Origin of the sequence: Streptomyces sp. V4I2, assembly GCF_030817655.1 — a bacterium.
Lineage (GTDB): Bacteria > Actinomycetota > Actinomycetes > Streptomycetales > Streptomycetaceae > Streptomyces > Streptomyces plumbiresistens.
This window is the reverse complement of sequence record NZ_JAUSZM010000003.1, coordinates 3,353,957-3,375,902: the sequence shown is the minus strand read 5'-3', so window position 1 is coordinate 3,375,902 and position 21,946 is coordinate 3,353,957. Positions and strand designations below refer to the sequence as shown.

Sequence of the window (21,946 nt, the reverse complement as noted above, 5' to 3'; positions counted from 1 at the left end):
CTGGTTCTATCGGTGACATGAAGCGACAGGACCTCACGCGTCGACGCCACGTCGACCTCGCGCGTGTCTCCAGCTCCTGCTGTCGCTGTCGGGCCTGAGCGCACCAGCTGAGCCTCCGAGGGAAACCCTCACACTCGCTCCGTCTGCGATCTCCTTCTGTGAATTCCGATCCCGGTCGATTTCTGTCGCGATGACGACTTTCCCGGGAACGCCGCTCCAGCGTGCCTGAATTCCCCAGGAGCTCATTCGTCCTGCCCGCAGCAGCATTCTCCCGCCTGGAGTTTCCATGCCCGCATCTCCTGGACCCGATCCCGTCCGATTCGCCTACTGGGTGCCGAACGTCAGCGGCGGCCTGGTCACCAGCACCATCGAGCAGCGCACCGACTGGGGCTACGACTACAACCGCGAACTCGCCGTCCTCGCCGAGAACAACGGCTTCGACTACGCCCTCAGCCAGGTCCGCTACATGGCCAGCTACGGCGCCGAGTTCCAGCACGAGTCGACCAGCTTCAGCCTCGCCCTGCTGCTCGCCACCCAGCGGCTCAAGGTCATCGCCGCCGTCCACCCAGGCCTGTGGCACCCCGGCGTCCTCGCCAAACTCGGCGCCACCGCCGACCACTTGTCGAACGGCCGCTTCGCCGTCAACGTCGTCAGCGGCTGGTTCAAGGGCGAGTTCACCGCCCTCGGCGAGCCCTGGCTGGAGCACGACGAGCGCTACCGGCGCTCGGAGGAGTTCATCAGCGCCCTGCGCAAAATCTGGACCGAGGACCACACCGAACTCGCCGGTGACTTCTACCGGTTGCGCGACTTCTCCCTCAAGCCCAAGCCGCTGAACACCCCCGAGCGCCCGCACCCGGAGATCTTCCAGGGCGGCAACTCCACCGCCGCCCGAGCCATGGCGGGCCGCGTCTCCGACTGGTACTTCAGCAACGGCAAGGACTTCGACGGCGTCACCGAGCAGATCAACGACGTCCGCGCCTCGGCCGCCCGAGTGGGCCGTGCGGCACCGAAGTTCGGCCTCAACGGTTTCCTCATCGCCCGTGACACCGAGGCCGAGGCCCGCGACACGCTCCGCGAGATCGTCGCCAAGGCCAACACCGAGGCGGTCCACGGCTTCCGCGGCGCCGTCCAGCAGGCCGGCCCGTCCACCGCCGACGGCAAGGGCATGTGGCAGGACTCCAGCTTCGAGGACCTGGTCCAGTACAACGACGGCTTCCGTACGGGCCTGATCGGCACGCCCGAGCAGATCGCCGAGCGGATCGTCGCCTACAAGCGGCTCGGCGTCGACCTCGTCCTTCTCGGCTTCCTGCACTACCTGGAGGAGGTCGAGTACTTCGGCAAGCGCGTGCTCCCTCTCGTGCGCGAACTGGAGGCACAGGAAGCCGAGTCGGAGCCCGTCGCCGCCGCCCGCGCCTGACCGCACCCGCACCCGTACCCAAGACGAAGGGACTTCACCATGAGCACCGCCGCACCGGCCGACTGGAAGACCGCCCCCGCCCCGCGGACCGCCCAGGACTGGATCGCCCGCGCCGCAGAGGTCGCCGCCGTCCTCGCCACCGACGCCGCCGCCCGCGACAAGGCCGCGGCCACCCCGTACGCCGAGGTCCAGCTGCTGAAGGACTCCGGCCTGGTCACCCTCCTCGGCCCCGTCGAGCACGGGGGCGCGGGCCAGGACTGGCCCACCGCCTACCGCGTCGTCCGCGAGGTCGCCAAGGCCGACGGCTCCATCGGCCAGCTGCTCGGCTACCACTATCTGTGGAACTGGGCCGCCCGTCTGGTCGCCACCCGCGAACAGTGGGAGCACGTGGAGGCCGAGGCCGCCCGCAATCAGTGGTTCTTCGGCGGCGCGGTCAATCCGCGCGACGAGGACGTGACGGTGAAGGACGAGGGCGACACCCTCACCTTCACCGGACGCAAGTCCTTCTCCACCGGCAGCAAGGTCTCCGACGTCACCGTCCTCGAAGGCGTCCTGGAGGGCACCGACGACCACGTCTTCGCCATCGTCCCGTCCGACAGCGAGGGCCTGACCTTCCACGACGACTGGGACAACATCGGCCAGCGCCTGACCGAGAGCGGCGGCGTCACCATCGACGCCGTACGCGTCCCCTGGTCGGCCGCGGCGGGCTACGTGGACAAGCAGTTCCAGCCGCGCATCTACAACACCCTGAACGTGCCTACCATCCAGCTCGTCTTCGTCAACTTCTACCTCGGCATCGCCGCCGGCGCCCTGGAGACCGCCGTCACCTACACCCGGACCAAGTCCCGCGCCTGGCTGCACGGCGGTCAGGAGCACGCCGTGGACGAGCCGTACGTCATCGACACCTACGGCGACCTCACCGCCAAGCTGTGGGCCGCCGAAGCGCTGGCCGACGCCGTGGCCGTCGAGGGCCAGAAACTGCACGACGCCCCGGACGCGGTCACCGAGCAGGCCCGCGGCGAGTTCGAGGTGCGGGTGGCCGCGGTGAAGGCCCGCGCCACCGACGTGGCCCTGGAGGTCACCAACCGGATCTTCGAGGTGACCGGCGCCCGCGCCACCGCCTCCGCCGAGGGCCTCGACCGTTTCTGGCGCAACGTCCGCACCCACACGCTCCACGACCCGGTGGCCTACAAGCGCCGCGAGATCGGCCGCCACGTCCTCACCGGCGAACTGCCGCAGCCGACCTGGTACTCCTGAAAGGTCCTCCGATGGCCACCATCCTGTCCGTCTCCGGGAGCCCCTCCGCCACCTCCCGCACCGCCCGGCTGCTGCGCCATCTGGACGACCGGCTCAGGGCCCAGGGGCACGACGTGATCCCGTTCGACGTCCGCACCCTCCCGCCCGCCGACTTCCGGCATACGGCGATCGTCGAGGCCACCGCCTTGTTCGAACGCGCGGACGGCATCATGATCGGCACGCCCGTCTACAAGGCCGCCTACTCCGGCCTGCTCAAGGCCCTGCTCGACCTGCTCCCGCAGTACGCGCTCGCGGGCAAGACCGTCCTCCCGCTGGCCACCGGCGGCACCACCGCCCACGTCCTGGCCATCGACTACGCCCTGCGCCCCGTACTGAACTCCATGGGCCCCGCCCACATCACGCCGGGCTGGTTCACCCTCGGCAAGGACATCACCGAGGACGACGACGGCACCCTGACCGTTGCGCCCGGCGCTGCCGGGGTCCTGGCCCAGGTCACCGACCAGTTCTCGCTCGCCCTCGGGGGCCGCCCGACCCTTCGCCGGCGCCGGGAGCCCGCGATGACCCACGTGATCGCCGACGACGCCGAACGCATCCTGCCGCGCGCCGAACTCGACGAGCTGTCGGCCTCCGGGCTGCTGGGCATCACCGTGCCCCGCTCGCACGGCGGCGCAGAGGTGAGCGCCCGCACCCTCGGCGAGGTCGTCCGGCTGCGGTCTGCCGCCGACGCCGGCATCGGCCAGATCCCGCAGCACCACTTCTTCTTCGTCATGCGGGTCTTCGAACGCTTTCGCAAGAGGCGGGCCATCGATCTGATGCGCGTCGCCACCGCGGTGTGTAGCTGAGCGCCGCCGCGCTGCGTGCGCGCGGCCTGTTCCGCATCGCCTCACTGCCCTCACCCAATCCGAAGGAGAACGTGTGAGTCCGCTCAGAACCCGCCCCGCCCTCGTCGCCCTGGGCGCGACGGCGCTGCTGACCGCGTCCGTCACGGTTCCGCAGGCCGCCGCAGCCGACCGTACCTCCACGACGCTCGCCTGGTACGACGCCACGGCCGAGACCGTCGCGGCCGCCGGGGCCTCGACCCAGATCACCAACAACCGCACCTGGGCCATCAGTTGGCTCGCGGCCGCTCGGGCCACCCGTAGCGTACCGGCGGGCGTGGCACACGGCCCATACCAGGCGGCGGCGCTCGCCGCGGCCGTACACCGCGCACTGGTGACGCTCGTACCGAGCCGTACCGAACAACTCGACGCGACGTACAAGGAGACCCTCGACGCGATTCCCGACGGCCCGGCGCAGGAGCGCGGCGTCGCGGCGGGGGAGCGGCAGGCGGACCTCGTCCTCCAATCGAGGGAGGGTGACGGGCTCGACCCCGCCTCCGTCAACGCGCCCTATCCCGTACGACCGGCTGCGCCCGGCGTGTGGCAGCCGACACCACCCGCCTACGCCCCCGCGGCGCAGTACGGCAACCGCCTCGCCAAGCCGTTCGTGCTCGCGACGCAGAGCCAGTTCCGGCTCGGCCCGCCACCCGCGCTGGACTCCGCGCGCTACGCCGCCGACCTCGCGGAGGTGCGGGCGTACGGCGCCGTCGACAGCCAGGCACGCAGCACCCACCAGACCGAGACGGCCACCTTCTGGCTCGGCTCCTCCCTCACCCTCTACGCCGAGCCGCTGCGCGTGGCGCTTTCGCGCACGGACCGGGGAATCGCCGGGCAGGCGCGGCTGGTCGCGCTGTTCCACGTGGCGCTGGTGGACACGCAGATCGCGACCTCCGACACCAAGTACGCCTACGAACGCTGGCGTCCCGTGACGGCGATCCGCACCGGCGCCATCGACCCCGACGCGGACTGGACACCGCTGCACGCCACCCCCGCGCATCCGGACTACCCGAGCGGCCACAACACCTACTCGGGTGCCGCTCAGACCGTGCTGTCGGCGCTCGTGGGGCCGCGTACCGCCCCGTTCGACCTGACCAGCCCCACCGCGCCCGGGGTGACCAGGACGTACACCACGTGGAAGCAGCTCTCGGACGAGAACGTGGACGCCCGGGTCTTCTCCGGTATCCACACCCGGTCGGCCGACGAGGCGGGGATCACGCTCGGCACGGACGTGGCGCGGTACGTCCTGCGGAACGCGGGACGTCTCCTGGCCTCACGGTAGGACCGGCGTCACGGTAGGACGCGGTCACAGCGCCCGCGCCGCATAGGCCCTGACGTCCGCGTCCGAGTCCGTCGTCGCGGCGGCCAGGGCCGCTCGGGCGTCCTCGGTGGCACGGTGGCGGGTCAGGGCCAGTACGGCGGCCTTGCGGACGTCGGCGTTGGGGTCGGCGACGGCCTTGGCGAGTGCGGGGACGGCGAAGTCGGGATCCGTGGCGGACAGGGCGGTGGCGGCGCCGGCGCGCACCTGCCAGGCCGGGTCGGCCAGGGCCGCCTCGGCGCGGGCGGCCAGGGCCGGCGGGCAGCCCGTAGTCCCCAGCGCCTCGTAGGCGGCCCCACGGACCAGGGCGTCGGGATCGTCCACGAGCTCCGCGAGGGCCGAGTGCGTCATCGCCGAGTCCGGGCCCGCGGTGGCCAGGGCCTTGGCGATGGTGACGCGGACCTCGCGTGACGGATCGACGGCAGCCGCGCGCGCCAGCTCTCCGGCGGCGTCGACCGACATGAGAGCTCGCACAGCCGCGATGCGGACGGCGATGTCGGAGTCCGACAGCGAGTCCGTGAACAGCTCGACGTCACCCAGGCGCAGGGCGCGCAGGACATCCAGTGCGGTGGCACGGACAACGGGGTCGGTCTCGGTCAGGGCAGCGGCGAGGGCGTCGCGCAGGGCCGGTTCGGGGGGCAGTGTCTCGACGAGTTCCCGTAGTGAGGCGGCCGCGGCGGCGCGGACGCCGGCGTCGGTGTCCGCCAGCGCGGCGGCCAGTGCCGGTCCGGTGCCCGGCGGCACGGTCTCCGTCAGGACCGTGACGGCCGTACGGCGCACGGTGGGCTCGGGGTCGGTCAAGTAGGGGGTGAGAGCGGACAGTTCGGGCTCCTCCTCCGTGAGGGAGAGGAGGCCGAGCAGGCGAGGTGTGGCCGGCGTTTCCGCCCCGGCAGCGGCGTGGGCGGTTGTGCCGGTCGCGGTGGGCTCCTGCAGCAACGCCACCGGCGCCGCTTCCCGGGCCCCCGCCGTCGCCACCTGTTCCGGGTGGACCTCGCCGAGGTGACGGGAGGGGCCGCCGGCCGGGGTGAAACCGTCGACCGGGACCAGGAAGGGAGCCACGGGACGAGCCGTGAACTCCATCGCGCCAGTGGGGGACTTGCGCAGATCGAGGTGGTGGAACCAGGACGCGTCGTCACGCTGCGGGTGGTCGAGGCGGTCGTGGTAGAGGCCCCAGCGGGACTCCGTGCGGGCCAGGGAGGCGCGCGCGGCCATCTCCGCGCAGTCGCGGATGAAGGTGACCTCGGCGCAGCGCATCAGCTCGTGGGGGGTGTGGGCTCCCATCTCGGCGATGTCGGCGCGCATCCGCTCGAACGCCTCCAGGGCCAGCGACAGCCGGGCGCCGGACTTGGGCGGGGCCACGTAGTCGTTCACGAAGCGGCGCAGCTTGTACTCGACCTGGGTCTGCGGCGGGCCGTCAGGGTTGCGCAGCGGGCGGTAGACCAGTTCGTGCGCCTCGCGGAGCTGGTCCAGGGGCAACTCTCCTTCGTATGGCGTGTACTGGGCCGCGTCCGCGCCCGCGAGGTCCCCGAAGACGAACGCGCCGATCATGTAGTTGTGCGGCACGCAGGCCAGGTCGCCGGCGGCGTACAGCCGGGGAACGGTCGTGCGAGCATGGTCGTCGACCCGTACCCCCGAGGCCGAATGGCCACCGCACAGCCCGATTTCGGAGATGTGCATCTCGACGTCATGGGTGCGGTAGTCGTGGCCGCGGCCGGAATGGAAGGTGCCGCGGGTCGGGCGCTCCGTCGAGTGCAGGATCGACTCCAGCGCCGAGACCGACTCCTCCGGGAGGTGGCTCAGCTTCAGGTACACCGGGCCCCGGTCGCTGGCCACCTCCGCCGCGAACTCGGCCATCATCTGCCCCGACCAGTAGTCGGAGTCGACGAAGCGTTCGCCGTGCCGGTTGACCTGGTAGCCGCCGAAGGGGTTGGCGACGTAGGCGCAGGCGGGGCCGTTGTAGTCCTTGATCAGCGGGTTGATCTGGAAGCACTCGATGCCGGTGAGTTCGGCACCCGCGTGGTAGGCCATGGCGTAGCCGTCGCCCGCGTTGGTCGGGTTCTCGTAGGTGCCGTACAGGTAGCCGGAGGCGGGCAGGCCGAGGCGGCCGCAGGCGCCGGTCGCGAGGATCACCGCGCCCGCGCGGACGGTGACGAACCGCCCTGTGCGGGTGTTGAAGCCCGCCGCCCCGACGGCCCGCCCCCCGGCGGTCAGCACGCGCACCGGCATCACCCGGTTCTCGATCCGTATCCGCTCCCGCATCTCACGTCGCCGCAGTTGCCGGTACAGGACCTTCTTGACGTCCTTGCCCTCCGGCATCGGCAGCACGTAGGAGCCGGAGCGGTGGACCTGGCGGACCGCGTATTCGCCGTGCTCGTCCTTCTCGAACTTCACGCCGTACGACTCCAGGCGCTGCACCATGGCGAAGCCACGGGTGGCGGTCTGGCGGACGGTGGACTGGTCGACGATGCCGTCGTTGGCGCGGGTGATCTCGGCGACGTAGTCGTCGGGCTCGGCGCGGCCGGGGATGACGGCGTTGTTGACGCCGTCCATGCCCATGGCGAGCGCGCCGGAGTGGCGGACGTGAGCCTTTTCCAGCAGCAGGACGTCCGCGCCGTGCTCGGCGGCGGTCAGGGCGGCCATGGTGCCGGCGGTGCCGCCGCCGATGACGAGGACGTCGCAGGTCAGTTCCTCGGCGTCGCTGAGGGCGGGGGTGGGGAGGGTTTCCGAAGGGGTGTGCACGGGGGTGGTCACCGGGGGGCCTTTCAGGTACCGAGCGAGGTGAGGATGTCGCGACGCAGCGCCACACGGGCCGGGTCGTCGTGCGCCGAGCGCTCGCGCGGGCGCGGCACGTCGCGTACGGCGATCAGCCGGCCGGAGCCGAGGAGGGCCACGCGGTCGCCGAGGAACAGGGCCTCGTCGACGTCGTGGGTGACGAAGACGACCGTCGCGCCCGTGCCGTGCAGCACCTCCACCAGCAGGTCCTGCATGCCTGCGCGGGTCTGGGCGTCGAGCGCGCCGAACGGTTCGTCCATGAGGACGGCGCGCGGGCGTCCGGCGAGGGCGCGGGCCAGCTGGGCGCGCTGGCGCTGCCCGCCGGAGACACGGTGCGGCAACTGCCGTGCCTGGTCGGCGAGTCCGACCCGCTCCAGCCAGGCTTCGGCCTGTTCCCCGCGCTGGGCGCGCGGCACGCCTTGGATGGCGAGGGGCAGTTCGACGTTGGCGCGCAGGGTGCGCCAGGGCAGCAGGGCGTCCTCCTGGAAGACCAGTGCCCGGTCCGCGCCCGGACCGGGCACCGGCCGACCGTCCTGTTCCACCGCCCCGTCCAGCGTGGGCAGCAGCCCGGCGAAGGTGCGCAGCAGGGTCGACTTGCCGCAGCCGGAGGGGCCGACGACGGTCAGGATCTCGCCGGCGGCGACGTCCAGGTCGACCTCGGCCACGGCCGGGGCGCCCGGCCGGCCGAGCGTGGCGCCGCGGAGGGTGAGGCGCGTGCCGCGCGGGGCCGCCGACGCGGTCCTCGCCTCGGGCGGCCTGGTCTCAGACGAGGTGCTCATCGCGTGCCTCCTCGGCCTTGGTGGGTTCGACGGTGGACGCCAGGGTTCGTGCGGGCCGGGGCCGGGCGCCGGGGACGTACGACGTGCGCGGCAGCCAGTGGGTCAGGCGGCGGCCGACCAGCTCGACGGCGGTGGAGGTGAGCCAGCCGAGCAGGCCGATGGTGACCATGCCGACGAAGACGCCCGGGTAGTTGACGATCGTGTAGTCCTGCCAGGTGCGGTAGCCGACGCCGTGCTGGCCGGAGATCATCTCCGCGGAGATCACGCAGATCCACGAGACGCCGATGCCGACGGACAGGCCGCCGAAGATGCCGGGCAAGGCACCCGGCAGGACGACCGAGCCGAGGATCCTCCACCGGCCGCCGCCCATGGTGAGAACTGCCTCCTCCCACATGGGAGTCAGTGCTCGGACCGCGTGCCGGGTGGAGACCAGGACCGGGAAGTAGGCGGCGGTGAAGGTGATGAAGACGATGCCCTGTTCGTTGGAGGGGAACAGGAGGATCGCGACGGGGACCATGGCGATGGCCGGGATGGGCCGCACGACCTCGAGGACCGGCCCGAGCAGGTCCTCGGCGAGCCGCGAGCGTGCCACGAGTACGCCGGTGGCCACGCCCAGGACGGCGGCGAGCAGGAAGCCGGTCACGATCCGGGTGAGGCTGTCGGTGAGGTCGGTCCAGTAGTCGGGGCCCAAGAGCCGGTCGGCGAAGGCCCGGGCCACGTCGGTCACCGTCGGGAACTGCGAGAAGCGCAGCCACACGTTCACTTCGAGGGTGGTCAGCAGCTGCCAGAGGCCGAGGGCGGCGGCCAGCGAGCCGGCCCGCAGTGCGAGCCGGCCCGTCCGCCGGGGGTACCGGCTCACGAGGCCCGTCCCAGGGCGTCCGCGTACGTGATGACCCGAGCGCCGCTGTGGCCGGCCACGTAGGCCTGCGCGGTTTCCGGGGCGACGAAGGGCAGCAGCTGCTTGCCGTCCGCCACCCAGACGGCCTTGTCGGCGAACCAGAGGGTGCCGGTGGTGGCGTCGGGGACGTAGGCCGCGCGGATGCCGTCCTTGTGCTGGGCCACGTAGGTGAGGAGTTGGGCGGGGGAGGTAAAGCTCCGGGTCTTCGTGGCGCCCTCGGGCCAGACCTCGCTCGCGGCGGCGGGCGGGGTGGCGGCGAGCCGCTTGGCGTAGGTGGCGCCGAGGGCTTTCTTGACGTACTGGTCGTCGACGAAAGAGTCCACGTCGATGTCACCGGTCAGCTTGGCCGCCTTCAGGACTGCCACGTCCTGCTCGAGCGCGGAGACGAGCTGCGGCTTGACGGCCGGGTCGAAGGTGGAGATGCCGTGGGCGCCGTTGTAGAGGTAGACGACCTCGGCCGGCAGGCCGGTGGCCTTCGCGACCTTCTCGGTGGCCTGAACCGGATGGGCGTTGAGGTAGTCGGTCGCCTCCGCCTGGGCCTTCAGAAACGCCTCCAGCACGGCCGGGCGCTGCCCCGCGAAGTCCTCGCGGGCGGTGACGCCGTGGAAGGTGGGCAGGTTCAGCTGGGCGCCGTCGTACAGAGCCTTCGCCTTGCCCTGGTGGGCGAGGAGTCCCGGCCAGGCGACGAACTGCGACAGGGCGTCCGCGCTGCCCGCAGAGAGTGCCGAGGCGCCCACCGCGGGCTGCTGGTTCAGCTTCTCGATGCCCTTGTTCGGGTCGATGCCGGCCCGTTGCAGGGCCCGTACGAGGGTGCCGTCGGCGGCCGAGCCGACGCTCGTGGAGACCTTCTTGCCCTTCAGGTCCTTCAAGGAGGTGAGCTTGGACTCCGGTGGGACGACGACCGTGTTCAGGCCGCCCTTGAGGTTGTAGCCGGTGACCGAGACCAGGTGGGTGGGCTTGCCCAGCTGCTTGCCGCGGGCCGCGTTGATGAGCAGCGGGAAGTCACCCATCGACCCGATGTCGATCTTCCCGGCGGTCATCTGCGCGGTGATGGGGGCGCCGGTGGCGTAGTCCTGCCAGTCGACCTTGTACGTCTTACCGTCGTGAAGGGCGTTCAGCTGTTTCTCGAAGTAGCCGAGGGAGCGCAGGAGAGTGCCGGCCGTGACCGTGTTGATGGTCTTGGACTGGTATCCGACGGTGACGGTGACCGTGGAGCCGCTGCCCGCCTCGGCGCTGCCGCCGCACGCGGACAGGGGGAGCAGCAGAGCGGATACGGCGAGTGCGACTGCCGTGCGTTTCATGGGAGTCCGGGCCTCTCAGCGGAGCAGATAGGGCATGTTGACCGTGACGGCTCCGGTGGGACAGCGGGCCGCGCACGGGCCGCAGTACCAGCACTCGTCGACGTGCATGTACGCCTTGCCGCTGCTGTCGTCGATGGCGAGGGAGTCCAGCGGGCACATGTCCACGCAGAGCGTGCAGCCGTCGATGCACTTCGACTCGTCGATGGTCACGGGCACGTCGGCCCGCTGGGGCGCCAAGGGCATGGTTGTCTCCAGAAAGGTCGTGCTGTATGGAGCAGGCGGTGTCTACAGGGAGCGGTGCAGCAGGCCGCTCATCGTGATGCGGTCGCCGCGGAAGCGGATGAACTCCAGGTCGACCGGGCGGCCGTCCGCGAGGTGGGTGAGGCGTTCCAGCATCAGGACGGCCGCGCCGCGCGGGGCTTCGAGGACGGTGGCGGAGTGGGCGTCCGCGTTCACCGCCTCCAGGGTGATCTCGGCGTGGCCCAGCCGCTGGCCGGTGATGGCTTCCAGGAGGCGGAAGACGTCGGTGTTCTCCAGGTCGGCGCCGAGCAGGGCGGTGCCGATGTCGAGGGGGACGTAGGTGAGGTCGAGGGAGAGGGGGAGGCCGTTCAGGCGGCGCAGGCGTTCGATGTAGAGGACGTCGGCGCCGGGTGGGACGTGGAGGCGTTCGGCGACAAGGGTGGGGACCGGGGCGGGGCCCATGGTGCGGACCTCGTTGGTGACGTGGCCGTGTTCGCGCAGGGTTTCCGCGAGGCCCATCAGACGGTCGAGCCCGTGGGGGTACTTCTGGGCGACGACCACGGTGCCGACGCCGGGGAGGCGGTCCACGAGGCCTTCGGCACGCAGGAGGTCGAGGGCCTGGCGGACGGTGTTGCGCGAGGCCCGGTAGTCGGTGGCGAGGGTCGACTCGTGCGGGAGGGTGCCGGCCGGGAAGCCCCCGGTGAGGAGCTGGTGGCGCAGGAGGTCGGCGAGCTGGCGTGCCCGGTCCGCGCGCAGCCGACGCCGCGTGCGCTGGGCGGCCACGGTGGGCGCGCCCTGGCCGGCGTGGTCTCGGATGCGGTCGGTGGGCGGCATGGCCGGAACCATACCTATCCGGTATGGATAGTGGTGTTGCGGAAATGTTGCGCCACCTGACGCACCGCCGGATGCATTACTGACCTGGGCTTTCGGCAGGCGGAAGGGAAGATCTGCCAGGGCGGCCCGCCGGCACGGGGAGCGGGATACCGGGCGGGATACCGGGCAGGGGCCGGCCGGAGCGGTCCGGGGGACGACCTACGCCTGTCCTGTCTGCTGCGCCAAGCGGTCGCGCAGTCGTCTCAGGCGAGCGATCTCGGCGTCGATCGCCGCCAGCCGGCGTTCGACCACGCCGGAGGCGGAGGAGGCCCCCTCGGCGCGGGTACAGCGCCGTTGCGGATCGTCGACCAGGAGCTGGATCCGGTCGGCGACGCCGCGCAGGTCCTGGACGGTGAGGCCGAGGGCCAGCAGTTCGCGGATGACGCGGACGTGTGCCACCTCGTCCGGCCCGTACCGGCGTTGGCCGGTGGCCGTGCGCGGCGGCGGGGGCAGCAGGCCGCGCTCTTCGTAGAACCGCAGAGCCCGTGGGGTGGTTCCGGCTGCCGCCGCCGCGTCTCCGATCCGCATGCAGACCTCGCCTCGTTTCGTGTCGCGCGTCGGCCCGTGCAGCGCGGCGGCGATCTGTCACTGGCGCGGCAGCTCCACGACGACGGTGCCGAAGTGCCGGCCCTCGAACAGTTCCTGCAACGCTTGAGGGGCCCGTTCGATGCCCGGGATCCGCACATGCGGAAAGGAGATCTCACCGGAGCGCAGCCAGTCGCCGAACCGTGTGGCCCACTCGTCCGCCACCTCGGGGTGGTCCGTGCCGCTGTAGCCGCGCAGCGTGATCCCCTGGTTGATGACGCGGAACGTGTCGATGTCGACCGGCGCGCTGCCACCGCCCCTCGTGGGGGACAGCTGGCCGGACAGCGCACCGACCAGTACGAAGCGGGCACCGCGGCGCGCTGCCGTGAGGGCAGCGGTCAGTTGCTCGCCGCCCACGGTGTCCACGAGGACGTCGATGCCCTCGGGAGCCGCTTGGCGCAGTTGCTCGGTGAGCGTGCCGGACGGGGACCCGGGCACCGCCACCGCGTCGTAGCCCAGTTCGGTGAGCAGTCGGTCGGCCTTGGCCGGGGAACGCGTGCTGCCGATGACCCTCCCGGCGCCCAGCAGCCGGGCGACCGGACCCGCCAGAGTGCCCACCGCGCCGGCCGCCCCGGTGACGAGGACCGTGTCGCCGGGGCGGAGTTCGGCGAGCCGGGTGAGCGCGCCGTAGGCGGCCGCCCCCGAGGACAGATGGGCGATCGGGGAAGGCAGCACATCACCGATCGGGCTGCACTGGTCCGCCGCGAGCAACGCGTGCTCGCGCCAGCCGAGCAGATGCGTGACGGCGTCTCCCGGCCGGAGCGGGCTTCCCGCGCCCGCGGCGACAACCTCGCCGACGGCGGGACCGAAAAGGACGTCACCGGCGTGGATCGGCGGCAACGGCACGCCCTCGACCTCGCCTCCGATGAGGGTCCGCAACCCCGGGAAGACAAGGAAGCAGTGATTGCGCACGACGACCTGTCCGGGGCCGGGAGCGGTGAGCGGCTGTGTGACGACGTCGAAGTGCTCAGGGCCGGGCAGTCCTTGCGGGGTGGTGGCGAGCCGGATCTCGCGGGTGGCAGAGGGCAGGGCAGCAGCCATGCGGGGACTCCTGATCGGGAAGCGGGGGCCGCGTCGTGCGACGGCCGGCCGTGGTCGGCGCACCGAAGCTAATCCCTGACGTGCGCGTCAAAGGCAAGGCGGTTGCCGCAGGCTGGTCCGTGTGCGGGGAGACCGCGACTCCAGGACCCGCGTGCTGCTTACCACCGACGAGGCGCTGGCCCACACCCGGCGGATGTAGTCCAAGGCGCGTGCCTGCCCCGAGCGCAGTGCGATGTGCCGGGCGTGCCGGCCACCCTCGTGGTCGGGGTGGAGCAGCAGCCGGCTCAGCTCATGGACGTGCACCGTCTCTTATGAGGCGGCATCGACATCGGAGAGCCTCACGGGCAGCCGGCGATCACGCAATCCCGGCGATGCACCGCCCTGCGTCAGCAGCTGACCACCTCTCGCCCACGCCGAACTACACCAGTTCCGGCACCTCAGCCCGAGATGCCGGATGAATAAGCGACCGCAGCTTCTCGCGCGTCTCCGCGTCCGTCGAGTACAGAATCGTCCCGACCATCCCCCGCGTCAGCAGCACCTTGTACGTGTTGCGGATGAGGCGGTCGACGTCGCCGTCCGGCGTGGCCTTCGTGAACGACGGGTCCTTGGACGCCGAGCGGTCCACGACCCAGCGGTCCGTTCGCCAGACCAGATCAGGGCCGATGATCACGCCCGACCAGTCGTACTCGAAGCCCTGCGCCGTGTAGACGCAGCCGACCTGGCCGAAGCCGGCCGGGTCGGTGGCCCAGAGGGGGGCGGGTGGGGCGCCGAGGGCGGAGCGGTCGCCGTAGAGGTTCCAGGGGCGGGACCATTGGCCGATCACGACGTCTTCGGGGAGTGTCGTCATGTCGGGGGTGATCTTCGTGGTCCATTTCCAGCAGTAACCGGCCGACATACGGGCGCCGTAGCCCTCCTCCCGGCGTGCGACGAGGAAGTCCTCCAGCTCCTGCGGGGTCTCGGCGGTGAGTAGTTGCAGCTTGCCGTCGGGTTCCCACTGGCTGGGCGTGCCGCCGTCCAGGCCGAGCAGGTCGATGACCCACTTCTCGTACGCGTCGCTGCCGCCGCAGCGGAACTGGCCGTCCAGTTCCACCACCGTGCAGTCGAGGCCCTCCGCGGCGGCGGCCCGTTCGATCTCCTGTCGGGTCCCCATCTCGCCGGGGCGTACCACCTGGTGCTGGTCGAGCAGGAACACGGGGACCCGGGCCGCGTCGATCAGTTCCGCCACCTGGGGGCGTCCTGTACGCAGCGCCGCCTTGGTGTAGCGATTGGCGGAGGTCTTCCGCAGGCGGTGGGCCTCGTCGCAGATCAGTACGTCGAGGTCGTTGGGCTCAGCGTCCATGAAGCTGTTGAAGTACATGAACAGCTGCTGCACTTCACGTTTCTTGTGCCCCGCGACCCTGCGCATCGTCTTGGTGAACGACGCCGACCCGGTCGCGTGCAGCGCTGGTACTCCGCGGCGGTACAGCTCGCCCAGGACCGACAGCGCGATGACGCTCTTGCCGGATCCGGGACCGCCGGTCACCACGATCACCTGCTTGTGGTTGCCGCGCTTGGCCTTGCGAACTGCGGACATCACCTTCTCGTACGCGACCCGCTGCTCGGCGATGAGTACGAACTGCTCGCGGTCGCGGATCTCGGCTGCCGCGACGGACATCAGCTGCTTCGAGGGCCGTATCTTGGCGTCGAGCAGTACGTCGGCCACGTGTGCGCCCGGTTTCGCGGCGAGCCGCGAGCGCAGGAAGTCGAGGAAGGCACCGCGCTGTTCCCCGGTGTACATCCGACCGTACTGGTTCTCCTCGACGGTCCTCAGCCCCGAGATCTGGAACTCGGTCGCGTTGTGCAGGAACGCCACGCCGGCCAGCGAGTTGGGCATCCGCTCCAACGCCCCGTTGAACGACAGCAGATACTCACAGTAGCCCCGTACCTGCTCGATCGGGTTGAGCACGGGCTGCGCGTACGCGTCGATCCGGCACAGCAGCGGCTCGTCCTCCTCCGGGTAGGCCGCGCTCCACTGCTTGAGTTCGACGACGACGTACGACGGCTCGCCTGTGGTGGGGTGCACGCCGGCGAGTACGGCGTCCGCGCGCTTGCTGGTGAGGGGCAGGCTGTACTCGACGAGGACCTCCACGTCGTCGAGCCCGGCCTCGATCAGCGCGTTGACGAGAGCGGGGAGGCTGCGTTCCCAGGACCTTATCTCCGCCTGTGCGGGGCTCCGGCCGTGCTGGTGACGGAAGTTCTCGGTCAGATGCAGCGCCAGCGACCCTTCGAGGAGGCGGGCGGCCACGGACGCCGCGGACTCACGGAACAGCAAGAAAATGCCCCCATGCAGCACGAAGAAGACTCGTGCGGGTGGGGGCATGTCCTTCGACGTCCGCCGCGCAGGCGGATCAGGAAGCCCGTCGGGCCGCTGAGATGGTGCTCGCCATCCTAGGTGAGCGTCTCGATCACGTGGAGGGGACGGGGGTGGGTTCGGTCAGGTGGAGCGCGGAGGTTGGCGTGGTCTGCGGGCCGCTACTCCGGCCAATGCCTTGCGTCCGTACTCCTTGCAACGGCGCAGGGGCAGGGCAGATGCGTACTCACACCCCCTACAAGTGAGGGCCTGTCAGTGTGAGCTGATAAACGTATTAACTGATCGCCACTCAACGCCGTTGGTGGGGCCCGGACCGTGAGGGGAACACTTCGTGACCGTCTTTGCTCAACCAGCGAGTCTGAAGCGGCCAGCCGTTCGTGAGCACTACGAAGAAACCATCCTGCAACCTGTTGACCTGACGAGCCATGTGGACCTCATAGACACCCAGGTCATGCAGACGCTGAGTGGGCTCTTCCCGTCCGGCCAAGCGCAAATATGGGGCGTCACACCAGGCATCAACGGCGCTAATCTGTCACAGATTCGCAAGATGCAGCCCGGAGACGTCGTCTTCTTCTCCGGCAGTAAACGTCTCTACCTCGTCGGTACCGTGGCTTTGACCTGGCACAACCCGGCTCTTGCGCACCGTCTTTGGGGAGTTGACGACAGGACGGAGCAGACGTGGGAGTACATGTACGCTTTGACCGGAGTGCGAGGCATTGACTTCCCGATGGAGGAGATTCGCTCTCTGCTGAGTTGGAACCCTAACCGCCACATTCAAGGGTTCGTTGCTCTACGAGAAACGGACGGCGGGATCCTCAAAGACCTGGTGGGGTTCGAGGACAGCATCCATGGAAGCCTGCTCCCGGACTCCGAGGAGCCTACGACGCCTCCCTACGGCCCCTCGGATGCAGCCGCAGACGCTCAACGACGTGCGGAGCAGGGGCGGCTGAAGAAGGCACTGTTGCCTGGCGCAGAAGGAGAGTGCGCGCTCTGCGGGCGTACTCTGCCGCGAGCCTTTCTCGTTGCTGCGCACATAAAGAAGCGCGCGGCGTGCAGCGAGGAAGAGCGCTGGGACCTCAACAACGTTGCCATGCTTGCGTGCCTACTCGGCTGCGACAGCCTCTTTGAGTACGGCTTCGTCGCTGTCGAGGAAGGAGGGCAGCTCAGGATCAGCCCTGTCGCAGCGAGCGCGCCGCCCGTGGCCAAATACATAGAGGAGCACCTGGCTGACCGCTCCATTGCGTGGTGGACAACGGAGCGGGAGCAGTACTACGCGTGGCATCGTTCACACACTTTCCAGCTGGGAGCTTTGACGCCGGATCAGGTCAACAACTGACTGCGTTTTCGCTCTGTGTCGCCAGCACACGGGTCCTTCGAGGCCAACCGGACCACGACCCAGCGGTCCGTACTCCACAGCTCTGCCGCAGTCAGTTGGCTTCAGCTCTGCTTCTCGCCGAGCGCTGTGCGGAGCCAGTCCAGTGAGCCGGTCTCCAGCACTGCGTCCGCCAGCGTGTTGGCGGTCTTGGTCGTCAGACGGCCACGGCTGTTGTCAATCCAGCGCTGCGCGTGCTGGTAGCCCTGTGACCTGTACTCGATGCCCTGGATCATGCACTCCAACTTGTCCGCGTCTCGCGCGCAGATCGCTTCCGGGGACTCCTTGGCCTCGTACTCGGCGACCAGGTCACGCACAGCCTCGGCCAACAGCTCAGGCATGCCGACGACTTGGTCGGCGGTGATGTCGCGTGGGTCGGCTTCTCCGCCGGTGTACTTCTTGCCGAGGTGGTTGACGTCTCCTGTGCGGGTTTCCTGGGAGTCGTGCCAGACGGCGAGGAACGCGGCCCGGGCCGGGTCGGCGCCCTCCAGTTTTGCGATGATCGTTGCGATGAGGGCAGTGCGCCAGGAGTGCTCGGCGACGGACTCGGGGTGCTGTACGCCGGCCATCCACCATCCGGTGCGAGCGGTGTTCTTCAGCGTCCCTGCCTCGTACAGGAAGCGGGCAACCGCGGTCAGGTCCTCGGACACCGTGGGGCTCCTCTCATGCCTCGGCGAGGCGTATCGAGTACTGGATGCCTTCCAACTCCCGTCGACCGCGTGGCGAGAGCCCACGACTATCCAACATCACCGAGGCGGTCGCGTAGGGCCCGAGCCACCGTGCGGGATCAGCATTTGGTGCGGATCTGCAGCAGTGACCACAGGGAGTGGATGTTGAGGTCGACGTAGCCGTGGTGCGGCACCAAGCCCTGGATGAGGTGCGGCAGGAGTTTGTGGCCGGTCCACGGTCCGGGTGTGGGGTCGGCGATGATTTCGTCCGACAGCCCCAGGCGCTGCGCTCCGCCAACCCAGTACGCCAGTAGTTCAGGCTGGCGGCCTCGACTCCGCGAGAAGTCGACGGCTGGACCCGGCACCCCGCCTGCACGAGAGCCCTACCGTCCGACATGCACCGGCAGGGCCTCGCGGCCGTACGAGCGTCAGACGTCCCGCCTCGACGAGGCCAGCCCGACGAATCCCGCCCACGCTTCACGCGACACCGTGACGACGGGACCGGCGTCGCCCTTGGAGTCCCGGACGTGCACAATTGCCGTTCCGGCCGCGACCTCTACACACTGGCCGCCCTCGGTTCCGCTGTAGCTGCTCTTGAACCAGGCGAAGCCGGATGCGGCGGCTGAGGACTCAGCGTTGTTCATAGTGATCCCAGCAACCCTTCGATGAACTCCAGTGACTCTCGCGGACTGAGAGCCTGTGAGCGGATAATCCCATAGCGGGCCGCGGCGAGAACCGTCTGTTCCGGGTCGGTCTCGAGAGTGCTGGTTGCGTGAGTTTCGGCGTACACGAACTTCTTGCCGTCTTTCCGCGTGACGACCGTGAACGGACCGTTCACGCCCGCGTTGTCCTCGCAGTCGAGGGGCATGACCTGGATCTCGACGTTCCGCTTCCGGCCGATGAGGAGGAGCTGCTCCAGCTGTCCTCGTAGGACGTCCTCTCCACCGTATCGATGCCGCAAAACCGCCTCGTCCATCACGAACCCCAGTAGCGGTGCAGGTCGCCGGTCGAAGATGTCCTGCCGAGCCAACCGCGCGGCTACGCGTTGCTCGATCGTTTCCTGGTCCAGGGGCGGACGCCGCATAGCGAGCAGGGCCCTCATGTACTCCTCGGTCTGGAGGAGCCCGTTGACGACATGCGTGTCGTACATGAGCAGCTCAAGGCACTCCTTCTCCAGCGCCGCCATCCCCTGAAAGAACACCGGGTACTGGGCCCGCTCCACCTCCTCCTTCCACAGGCAAAGCAACCCGCTCGCCCTCAGCACCTCATCCGCCCGCTCGATCGTCCGAGGCGACGGAATCCTCCGCCCCTGCTCGAACGACGCGATCGTGGACGCCGAATAGCCGAGCTGCCTTCCGAACTCCTCCCGCTCCATGCCCTCCCGCACCCGCAGCGTCTTCATGGTCTGCCCGAACGCCGTGACGACGCCCCGCCCGGCATCACCTTCCGGCCGTTGCCCGCCCGCGTCGTCGTTCTCCCAACCGTCCCCGAGACTTACGACCGCCTCGCCGTCACCGACTGGCGTCACCTCGGCCCCCGCCGCCGTACTCGCCGTAACATCCGTCATCGACCACCGCCTCCCCGGCCCAACGCCCCTGCAGGGGACGCCGTAACGCCGCGCGCCTCGTACTCGTACCGACACCGCGCGTACAGCCGGTCCGCGTCGGTGCGTCACCACTGGTCACGCTACGCCACCAAGGGCACCGTTATCGGCATGACAACCAAGCCCGACAGCCCCACCGCCACCACTCAACTCACCGCTTCCATACCACACTTGATCTCGGCGCCCGAACCGCTCGGTGACCGCACCTTCGAGATGCGCTTCACCTCCACACCCCGCGGTGCCCGACTCGCCCGCCGCCTGACGGCCGTACGCCTGGACGCGTGGGGCATCCCGTACGACGCCACACACCACGACGAGATCGTGCTGATCGTGGCCGAGTTGACCGCGAACGCCGTGCGGCACGGCCATGTTCCCGGTCGCGACTTTCACCTCCGCGTGCACGCCCCGGCCGACGGCTGCGCTGTCCGCGTCGAGGTCACCGACACCCGTGCCGAACTCATCCCCCGGCGTCCCGCTGTCCCCGACATCGCTGGTACCGAAGAGACGGGCCGTGGGCTGCTCCTTGTATCGCGTCTGGCTGCGCGCTGGGATTGGCGCCCACGCTCCGACGGTCCGGGCAAGACCGTCTGGGCGGAGTACGTCCTCCCCGGGAGAACAGCTCCTGAGGCGAACAGGTACGGGACCGATGCGGTCGCGGAGCGGCGGCCGCAGCCTCGGTGAGCGCGGGCGTCGCCTGAGCTTGCCGATCACGTGGAGGGGACGGGGGAGGGTTCGGGCAGGTGGAGCGGTGGCGCGGAGGGTCGGGCGTGGTATGCGGGATGAGGGACGGTTGCCATTCCGAGCTCAACTTGCCTGTAAACCCTGCCCAGGAGCCGCCCTGGAACGTCACGGCAGGACCGTGCGGGATCTTGCTGTCTCGGACGGGCGCGGCGCCGGGAAACGCCTCCGCCACCTCCCCGCAGTTGCCGCCCAGGGTCGGACAGGCTCAATGTGACGCCTTCTCAGTGCCAGGAGTCGTTGATCTTGTGTGACAGGAGCTTCACGGACGCGTCCCGGTTGGGTACCGCCCCGCAGCTGGCCGAAATCCGACGGCTAGCCTGACCGGGCTCGAGACGTCCGAGGGGGCGTCGGCAACATCCGGGCGAAGACGGGGAAACGGGGAACAGGCATGGATCGACGTGACGAGCACGTGGTGTCACGCAGGCAGGCGTTCAGGCTGGCCGGGGCGGGGCTCGGGCTGGCCGTACTGGGGGCAGGGGCATGGGGGTGCGGCCCCGAGGGGGAAACGGGCGCGTCGGGCGGTGGCACAACTGCCGCCGGAGACAAGGGCGGTGACGCGTTCGCCACCCCGTCCCCGGGTACCGCGCCCAAGGCGCTGTGGCGGCAGGAGACAGGGAACGACAACCTGGCCGGGATCCACGCGCTCGCGGTCGTCGGGGACACGGTCGTGGTGTCGGGTGACCCGTTGGTGGGGCGTGACGTCGTCAGCGGCGAGGAGAAGTGGTCACGGCCGGGCGTCACCATTCCAGGCGCCAAGCTGATCACCGGCGGCGGGACGCTCTATCTCGCCAGTGCCGAGTACGACGGTGACGTGGTGGGACTCGATCCGGCCACGGGCAAGGAGACCTGGCGCAGCCGCCTGGGCGAGGAGTACGAGCAGCCGCGCCCCATCGCGGCCGACGACCGACATGTCTACGTCCTCGCCGGGATCCTGGAGGAGGACCTCTCGTCGCCGACCAACGTGATCGCCGCGATCGACACCACCTCCGGCAAGATCGCCTGGCGTGAGCAGCGTGACACGGGGACCGAGGAGTTCGGCATCACCGCCGCGGTCGTCGGCGGGCGGCTCGCGTACACCGATTTCCGGAAGAACGTGACCGTCCGCGACACGACGACGGGCCGGCAGCTCTGGACGAAGAAGATCGGCAGGTCCAACTACTACCGCTTCGCCGTGCACGAGGACCTGATGATCGTGCCGGACGGGCAGCGGCTGCGGGCGTTCGCGCTGGCCTCGGGCACGGAGCGCTGGTCGCTGGCGAATGAGAAGGCCACCTGGTTCAACGATCCGCAGGTGCTGGACGGGGTGCTCTACGCCTCCGACAGCGCGTACGGCATGTGGGCGGTGGACGCCGGTACGGGCAAGGAGATCTGGCACAACAAGGACCTGGTGGGCTCAGCCGCGGAGGCGTGGCAGTACGCCAAGGTGGGCGGCACGCTGTACGGCGCGACCGAGCACGACAAGAACGGCGGCGTGCACGCCTTCGACACGGCGACCGGGAAGCTGCGCTGGACGTACAACGACAGCACCGGTGAGAACCAGAAGTGGTACGTGGTCGCGGCGGGCAAGCGGCTGGCCGTGATGCACGACAAGCGGCTGTACGCGCTGCCGGCCGTCTGAGCCGACGGGCAGCGGACAGCTTGGCGGCCGCGGGAATCTGACCTGCGGTCCCGTCACGTCATGGGCCGACGGGAAGGCTGGAACTCCAACCGAGAGTGCCACTGCCACCGCCGCTGGGGGCCGGGCCGTGGGTTCGATGAGTGACACCTTCCGCACCACACCACACCGCCCTGCACCGCCCCGCACCGGTGACGGCGGCGCCGTGTGACCGACTCGGCCCCCGGGCCGTCGAGCGAGA

The 21,946-nt window shown here is 69.9% G+C and carries 21 protein-coding genes and 2 pseudogenes; 9 read left to right on the top strand and 14 right to left on the bottom strand.

Going from position 1 to position 21,946, the window contains the following annotated elements; genetic code table 11:
• Positions 1–17 precede the first annotated feature (17 nt).
• The 6 genes and pseudogenes from QFZ76_RS51730 to QFZ76_RS16160 all read left to right on the top strand — a co-directional run bounded on the left by QFZ76_RS51730 (position 18) and on the right by QFZ76_RS16160 (position 4,831).
• Positions 18–98 carry a putative leader peptide gene (locus QFZ76_RS51730; protein ID WP_358839838.1) on the top strand — a complete coding sequence of 27 codons (81 nt, stop codon included), beginning with the start codon at positions 18–20 and terminating at the stop codon, positions 96–98.
• A gap of 188 nt (positions 99–286) precedes the next feature.
• Positions 287–1,417: a dimethylsulfone monooxygenase SfnG gene (gene sfnG, locus QFZ76_RS16175; RefSeq protein ID WP_307674401.1), complete on the top strand. Its 1,131-nt coding sequence runs from the start codon at positions 287–289 to the stop codon at positions 1,415–1,417.
• Positions 1,418–1,456: 39 nt separating this feature from the next.
• On the top strand, positions 1,457–2,674 hold the full coding sequence (locus QFZ76_RS16170) for an acyl-CoA dehydrogenase family protein (protein ID WP_307674400.1): 1,218 nt from the start codon (positions 1,457–1,459) through the stop codon (positions 2,672–2,674).
• Positions 2,675–2,685: 11 nt separating this feature from the next.
• Positions 2,686–3,210: pseudogene (ssuE, locus tag QFZ76_RS16165) on the top strand (NADPH-dependent FMN reductase); the annotation flags it as partial.
• 21 nt (positions 3,211–3,231) lie between these two features.
• Complete coding sequence (locus tag QFZ76_RS51725; protein ID WP_373464517.1) at positions 3,232–3,516, top strand: acyl-CoA dehydrogenase family protein; 285 nt, start codon at positions 3,232–3,234, stop codon at positions 3,514–3,516.
• 73 nt (positions 3,517–3,589) lie between these two features.
• Positions 3,590–4,831, top strand: coding sequence for a vanadium-dependent haloperoxidase (locus QFZ76_RS16160; protein WP_307674399.1), 1,242 nt, complete (start codon positions 3,590–3,592; stop codon positions 4,829–4,831).
• Between the two features lie 24 nt (positions 4,832–4,855).
• Here the strand turns inward: QFZ76_RS16160 and QFZ76_RS16155 are convergent, their stop codons facing one another.
• The 9 genes from QFZ76_RS16155 to QFZ76_RS16115 form a co-directional block, all read right to left on the bottom strand.
• Positions 4,856–7,618, bottom strand: a complete 2,763-nt coding sequence (locus QFZ76_RS16155) for a fumarate reductase/succinate dehydrogenase flavoprotein subunit (RefSeq protein ID WP_373464303.1) — start codon at positions 7,616–7,618, stop codon at positions 4,856–4,858.
• An 11-nt stretch (positions 7,619–7,629) separates the two neighbouring features.
• A complete protein-coding gene (locus QFZ76_RS16150) occupies positions 7,630–8,418 on the bottom strand; it encodes an ABC transporter ATP-binding protein (RefSeq protein ID WP_307674398.1) in 789 nt (262 codons plus the stop codon).
• On the bottom strand, positions 8,402–9,277 hold the full coding sequence (locus QFZ76_RS16145; protein WP_307674397.1) for an ABC transporter permease: 876 nt from the start codon (positions 9,275–9,277) through the stop codon (positions 8,402–8,404). Before QFZ76_RS16145 ends, QFZ76_RS16150 begins: the two co-directional genes overlap by 17 nt.
• Positions 9,274–10,617 (bottom strand): ABC transporter substrate-binding protein, encoded by a 1,344-nt coding sequence (locus QFZ76_RS16140; RefSeq protein ID WP_307674396.1) that lies wholly within the window; start codon positions 10,615–10,617, stop codon positions 9,274–9,276. The genes QFZ76_RS16145 and QFZ76_RS16140 overlap by 4 nt, the downstream gene beginning before the upstream one ends.
• A 15-nt stretch (positions 10,618–10,632) precedes the next feature.
• Positions 10,633–10,860, bottom strand: a complete 228-nt coding sequence (locus QFZ76_RS16135) for a ferredoxin family protein (RefSeq protein WP_016437651.1) — start codon at positions 10,858–10,860, stop codon at positions 10,633–10,635.
• Between the two features lie 42 nt (positions 10,861–10,902).
• Positions 10,903–11,691 (bottom strand): GntR family transcriptional regulator, encoded by a 789-nt coding sequence (locus tag QFZ76_RS16130; RefSeq protein WP_307674395.1) that lies wholly within the window; start codon positions 11,689–11,691, stop codon positions 10,903–10,905.
• A 198-nt stretch (positions 11,692–11,889) separates the two neighbouring features.
• A complete protein-coding gene (locus QFZ76_RS16125; RefSeq protein ID WP_307674394.1) occupies positions 11,890–12,258 on the bottom strand; it encodes a MerR family transcriptional regulator in 369 nt (122 codons plus the stop codon).
• Between the two features lie 57 nt (positions 12,259–12,315).
• Positions 12,316–13,356 carry an NADP-dependent oxidoreductase gene (locus QFZ76_RS16120; RefSeq protein WP_307674393.1) on the bottom strand — a complete coding sequence of 347 codons (1,041 nt, stop codon included), beginning with the start codon at positions 13,354–13,356 and terminating at the stop codon, positions 12,316–12,318.
• 418 nt (positions 13,357–13,774) lie between these two features.
• Complete coding sequence (locus QFZ76_RS16115; protein ID WP_307674392.1) at positions 13,775–15,667, bottom strand: DUF2075 domain-containing protein; 1,893 nt, start codon at positions 15,665–15,667, stop codon at positions 13,775–13,777.
• A 370-nt stretch (positions 15,668–16,037) separates the two neighbouring features.
• Here QFZ76_RS16115 and QFZ76_RS16110 point away from each other — a divergent pair, with 370 nt between their 5' ends.
• Positions 16,038–17,042: a hypothetical protein gene (locus QFZ76_RS16110; RefSeq protein WP_307674391.1), complete on the top strand. Its 1,005-nt coding sequence runs from the start codon at positions 16,038–16,040 to the stop codon at positions 17,040–17,042.
• Positions 17,043–17,143: 101 nt separating this feature from the next.
• Here QFZ76_RS16110 and QFZ76_RS16105 read toward each other — a convergent pair whose 3' ends face one another.
• From QFZ76_RS16105 to QFZ76_RS16090, 4 genes are all read right to left on the bottom strand, one after another.
• Positions 17,144–17,728, bottom strand: a complete 585-nt coding sequence (locus QFZ76_RS16105) for an HD family hydrolase (protein ID WP_307674390.1) — start codon at positions 17,726–17,728, stop codon at positions 17,144–17,146.
• A gap of 137 nt (positions 17,729–17,865) precedes the next feature.
• Complete coding sequence (locus QFZ76_RS16100; RefSeq protein WP_307674389.1) at positions 17,866–18,111, bottom strand: hypothetical protein; 246 nt, start codon at positions 18,109–18,111, stop codon at positions 17,866–17,868.
• 63 nt (positions 18,112–18,174) lie between these two features.
• A complete protein-coding gene (locus QFZ76_RS16095) occupies positions 18,175–18,390 on the bottom strand; it encodes a DUF397 domain-containing protein (RefSeq protein ID WP_307674388.1) in 216 nt (71 codons plus the stop codon).
• Complete coding sequence (locus QFZ76_RS16090; protein WP_307674387.1) at positions 18,387–19,313, bottom strand: helix-turn-helix transcriptional regulator; 927 nt, start codon at positions 19,311–19,313, stop codon at positions 18,387–18,389. Before QFZ76_RS16090 ends, QFZ76_RS16095 begins: the two co-directional genes overlap by 4 nt.
• Before the next feature lie 147 nt (positions 19,314–19,460).
• On the opposite strand from QFZ76_RS16090, the gene QFZ76_RS16085 reads away from it, so the two are divergent.
• Complete coding sequence (locus tag QFZ76_RS16085) at positions 19,461–20,030, top strand: ATP-binding protein (RefSeq protein ID WP_307674386.1); 570 nt, start codon at positions 19,461–19,463, stop codon at positions 20,028–20,030.
• Positions 20,031–20,169: 139 nt separating this feature from the next.
• Here the strand turns inward: QFZ76_RS16085 and QFZ76_RS16080 are convergent.
• Positions 20,170–20,283, bottom strand: a pseudogene (locus QFZ76_RS16080) (DUF397 domain-containing protein); the annotation flags it as partial.
• A 195-nt stretch (positions 20,284–20,478) separates the two neighbouring features.
• On the opposite strand from QFZ76_RS16080, the gene QFZ76_RS16075 reads away from it, so the two are divergent.
• Positions 20,479–21,708: a PQQ-like beta-propeller repeat protein gene (locus QFZ76_RS16075; RefSeq protein ID WP_307674385.1), complete on the top strand. Its 1,230-nt coding sequence runs from the start codon at positions 20,479–20,481 to the stop codon at positions 21,706–21,708.
• The last annotated feature ends 238 nt before the right edge of the window (positions 21,709–21,946 follow it).

What these genes read in the sequence shown, in the direction of transcription:
- QFZ76_RS51725 (WP_373464517.1), top strand. Translation starts at nt 3,232, where the DNA reads ATGACCCACGTGATCGCCGACGACGCCGAACGCATCCTGCCGCGCGCC.
- QFZ76_RS16135 (WP_016437651.1), bottom strand. Translation starts at nt 10,860, where the DNA reads ATGCCCTTGGCGCCCCAGCGGGCCGACGTGCCCGTGACCATCGACGAG.
- QFZ76_RS16120 (WP_307674393.1), bottom strand. Translation starts at nt 13,356, where the DNA reads ATGGCTGCTGCCCTGCCCTCTGCCACCCGCGAGATCCGGCTCGCCACC.
- QFZ76_RS16090 (WP_307674387.1), bottom strand. Translation starts at nt 19,313, where the DNA reads ATGACGGATGTTACGGCGAGTACGGCGGCGGGGGCCGAGGTGACGCCA.
- QFZ76_RS16140 (WP_307674396.1), bottom strand. Translation starts at nt 10,617, where the DNA reads ATGAAACGCACGGCAGTCGCACTCGCCGTATCCGCTCTGCTGCTCCCC.
- QFZ76_RS16130 (WP_307674395.1), bottom strand. Translation starts at nt 11,691, where the DNA reads ATGCCGCCCACCGACCGCATCCGAGACCACGCCGGCCAGGGCGCGCCC.
- QFZ76_RS16150 (WP_307674398.1), bottom strand. Translation starts at nt 8,418, where the DNA reads ATGAGCACCTCGTCTGAGACCAGGCCGCCCGAGGCGAGGACCGCGTCG.
- QFZ76_RS16085 (WP_307674386.1), top strand. Translation starts at nt 19,461, where the DNA reads ATGACAACCAAGCCCGACAGCCCCACCGCCACCACTCAACTCACCGCT.
- QFZ76_RS16125 (WP_307674394.1), bottom strand. Translation starts at nt 12,258, where the DNA reads ATGCGGATCGGAGACGCGGCGGCGGCAGCCGGAACCACCCCACGGGCT.
- QFZ76_RS51730 (WP_358839838.1), top strand. Translation starts at nt 18, where the DNA reads ATGAAGCGACAGGACCTCACGCGTCGACGCCACGTCGACCTCGCGCGT.
- QFZ76_RS16095 (WP_307674388.1), bottom strand. Translation starts at nt 18,390, where the DNA reads ATGAACAACGCTGAGTCCTCAGCCGCCGCATCCGGCTTCGCCTGGTTC.
- sfnG (WP_307674401.1), top strand. Translation starts at nt 287, where the DNA reads ATGCCCGCATCTCCTGGACCCGATCCCGTCCGATTCGCCTACTGGGTG.
- QFZ76_RS16075 (WP_307674385.1), top strand. Translation starts at nt 20,479, where the DNA reads ATGGATCGACGTGACGAGCACGTGGTGTCACGCAGGCAGGCGTTCAGG.
- QFZ76_RS16170 (WP_307674400.1), top strand. Translation starts at nt 1,457, where the DNA reads ATGAGCACCGCCGCACCGGCCGACTGGAAGACCGCCCCCGCCCCGCGG.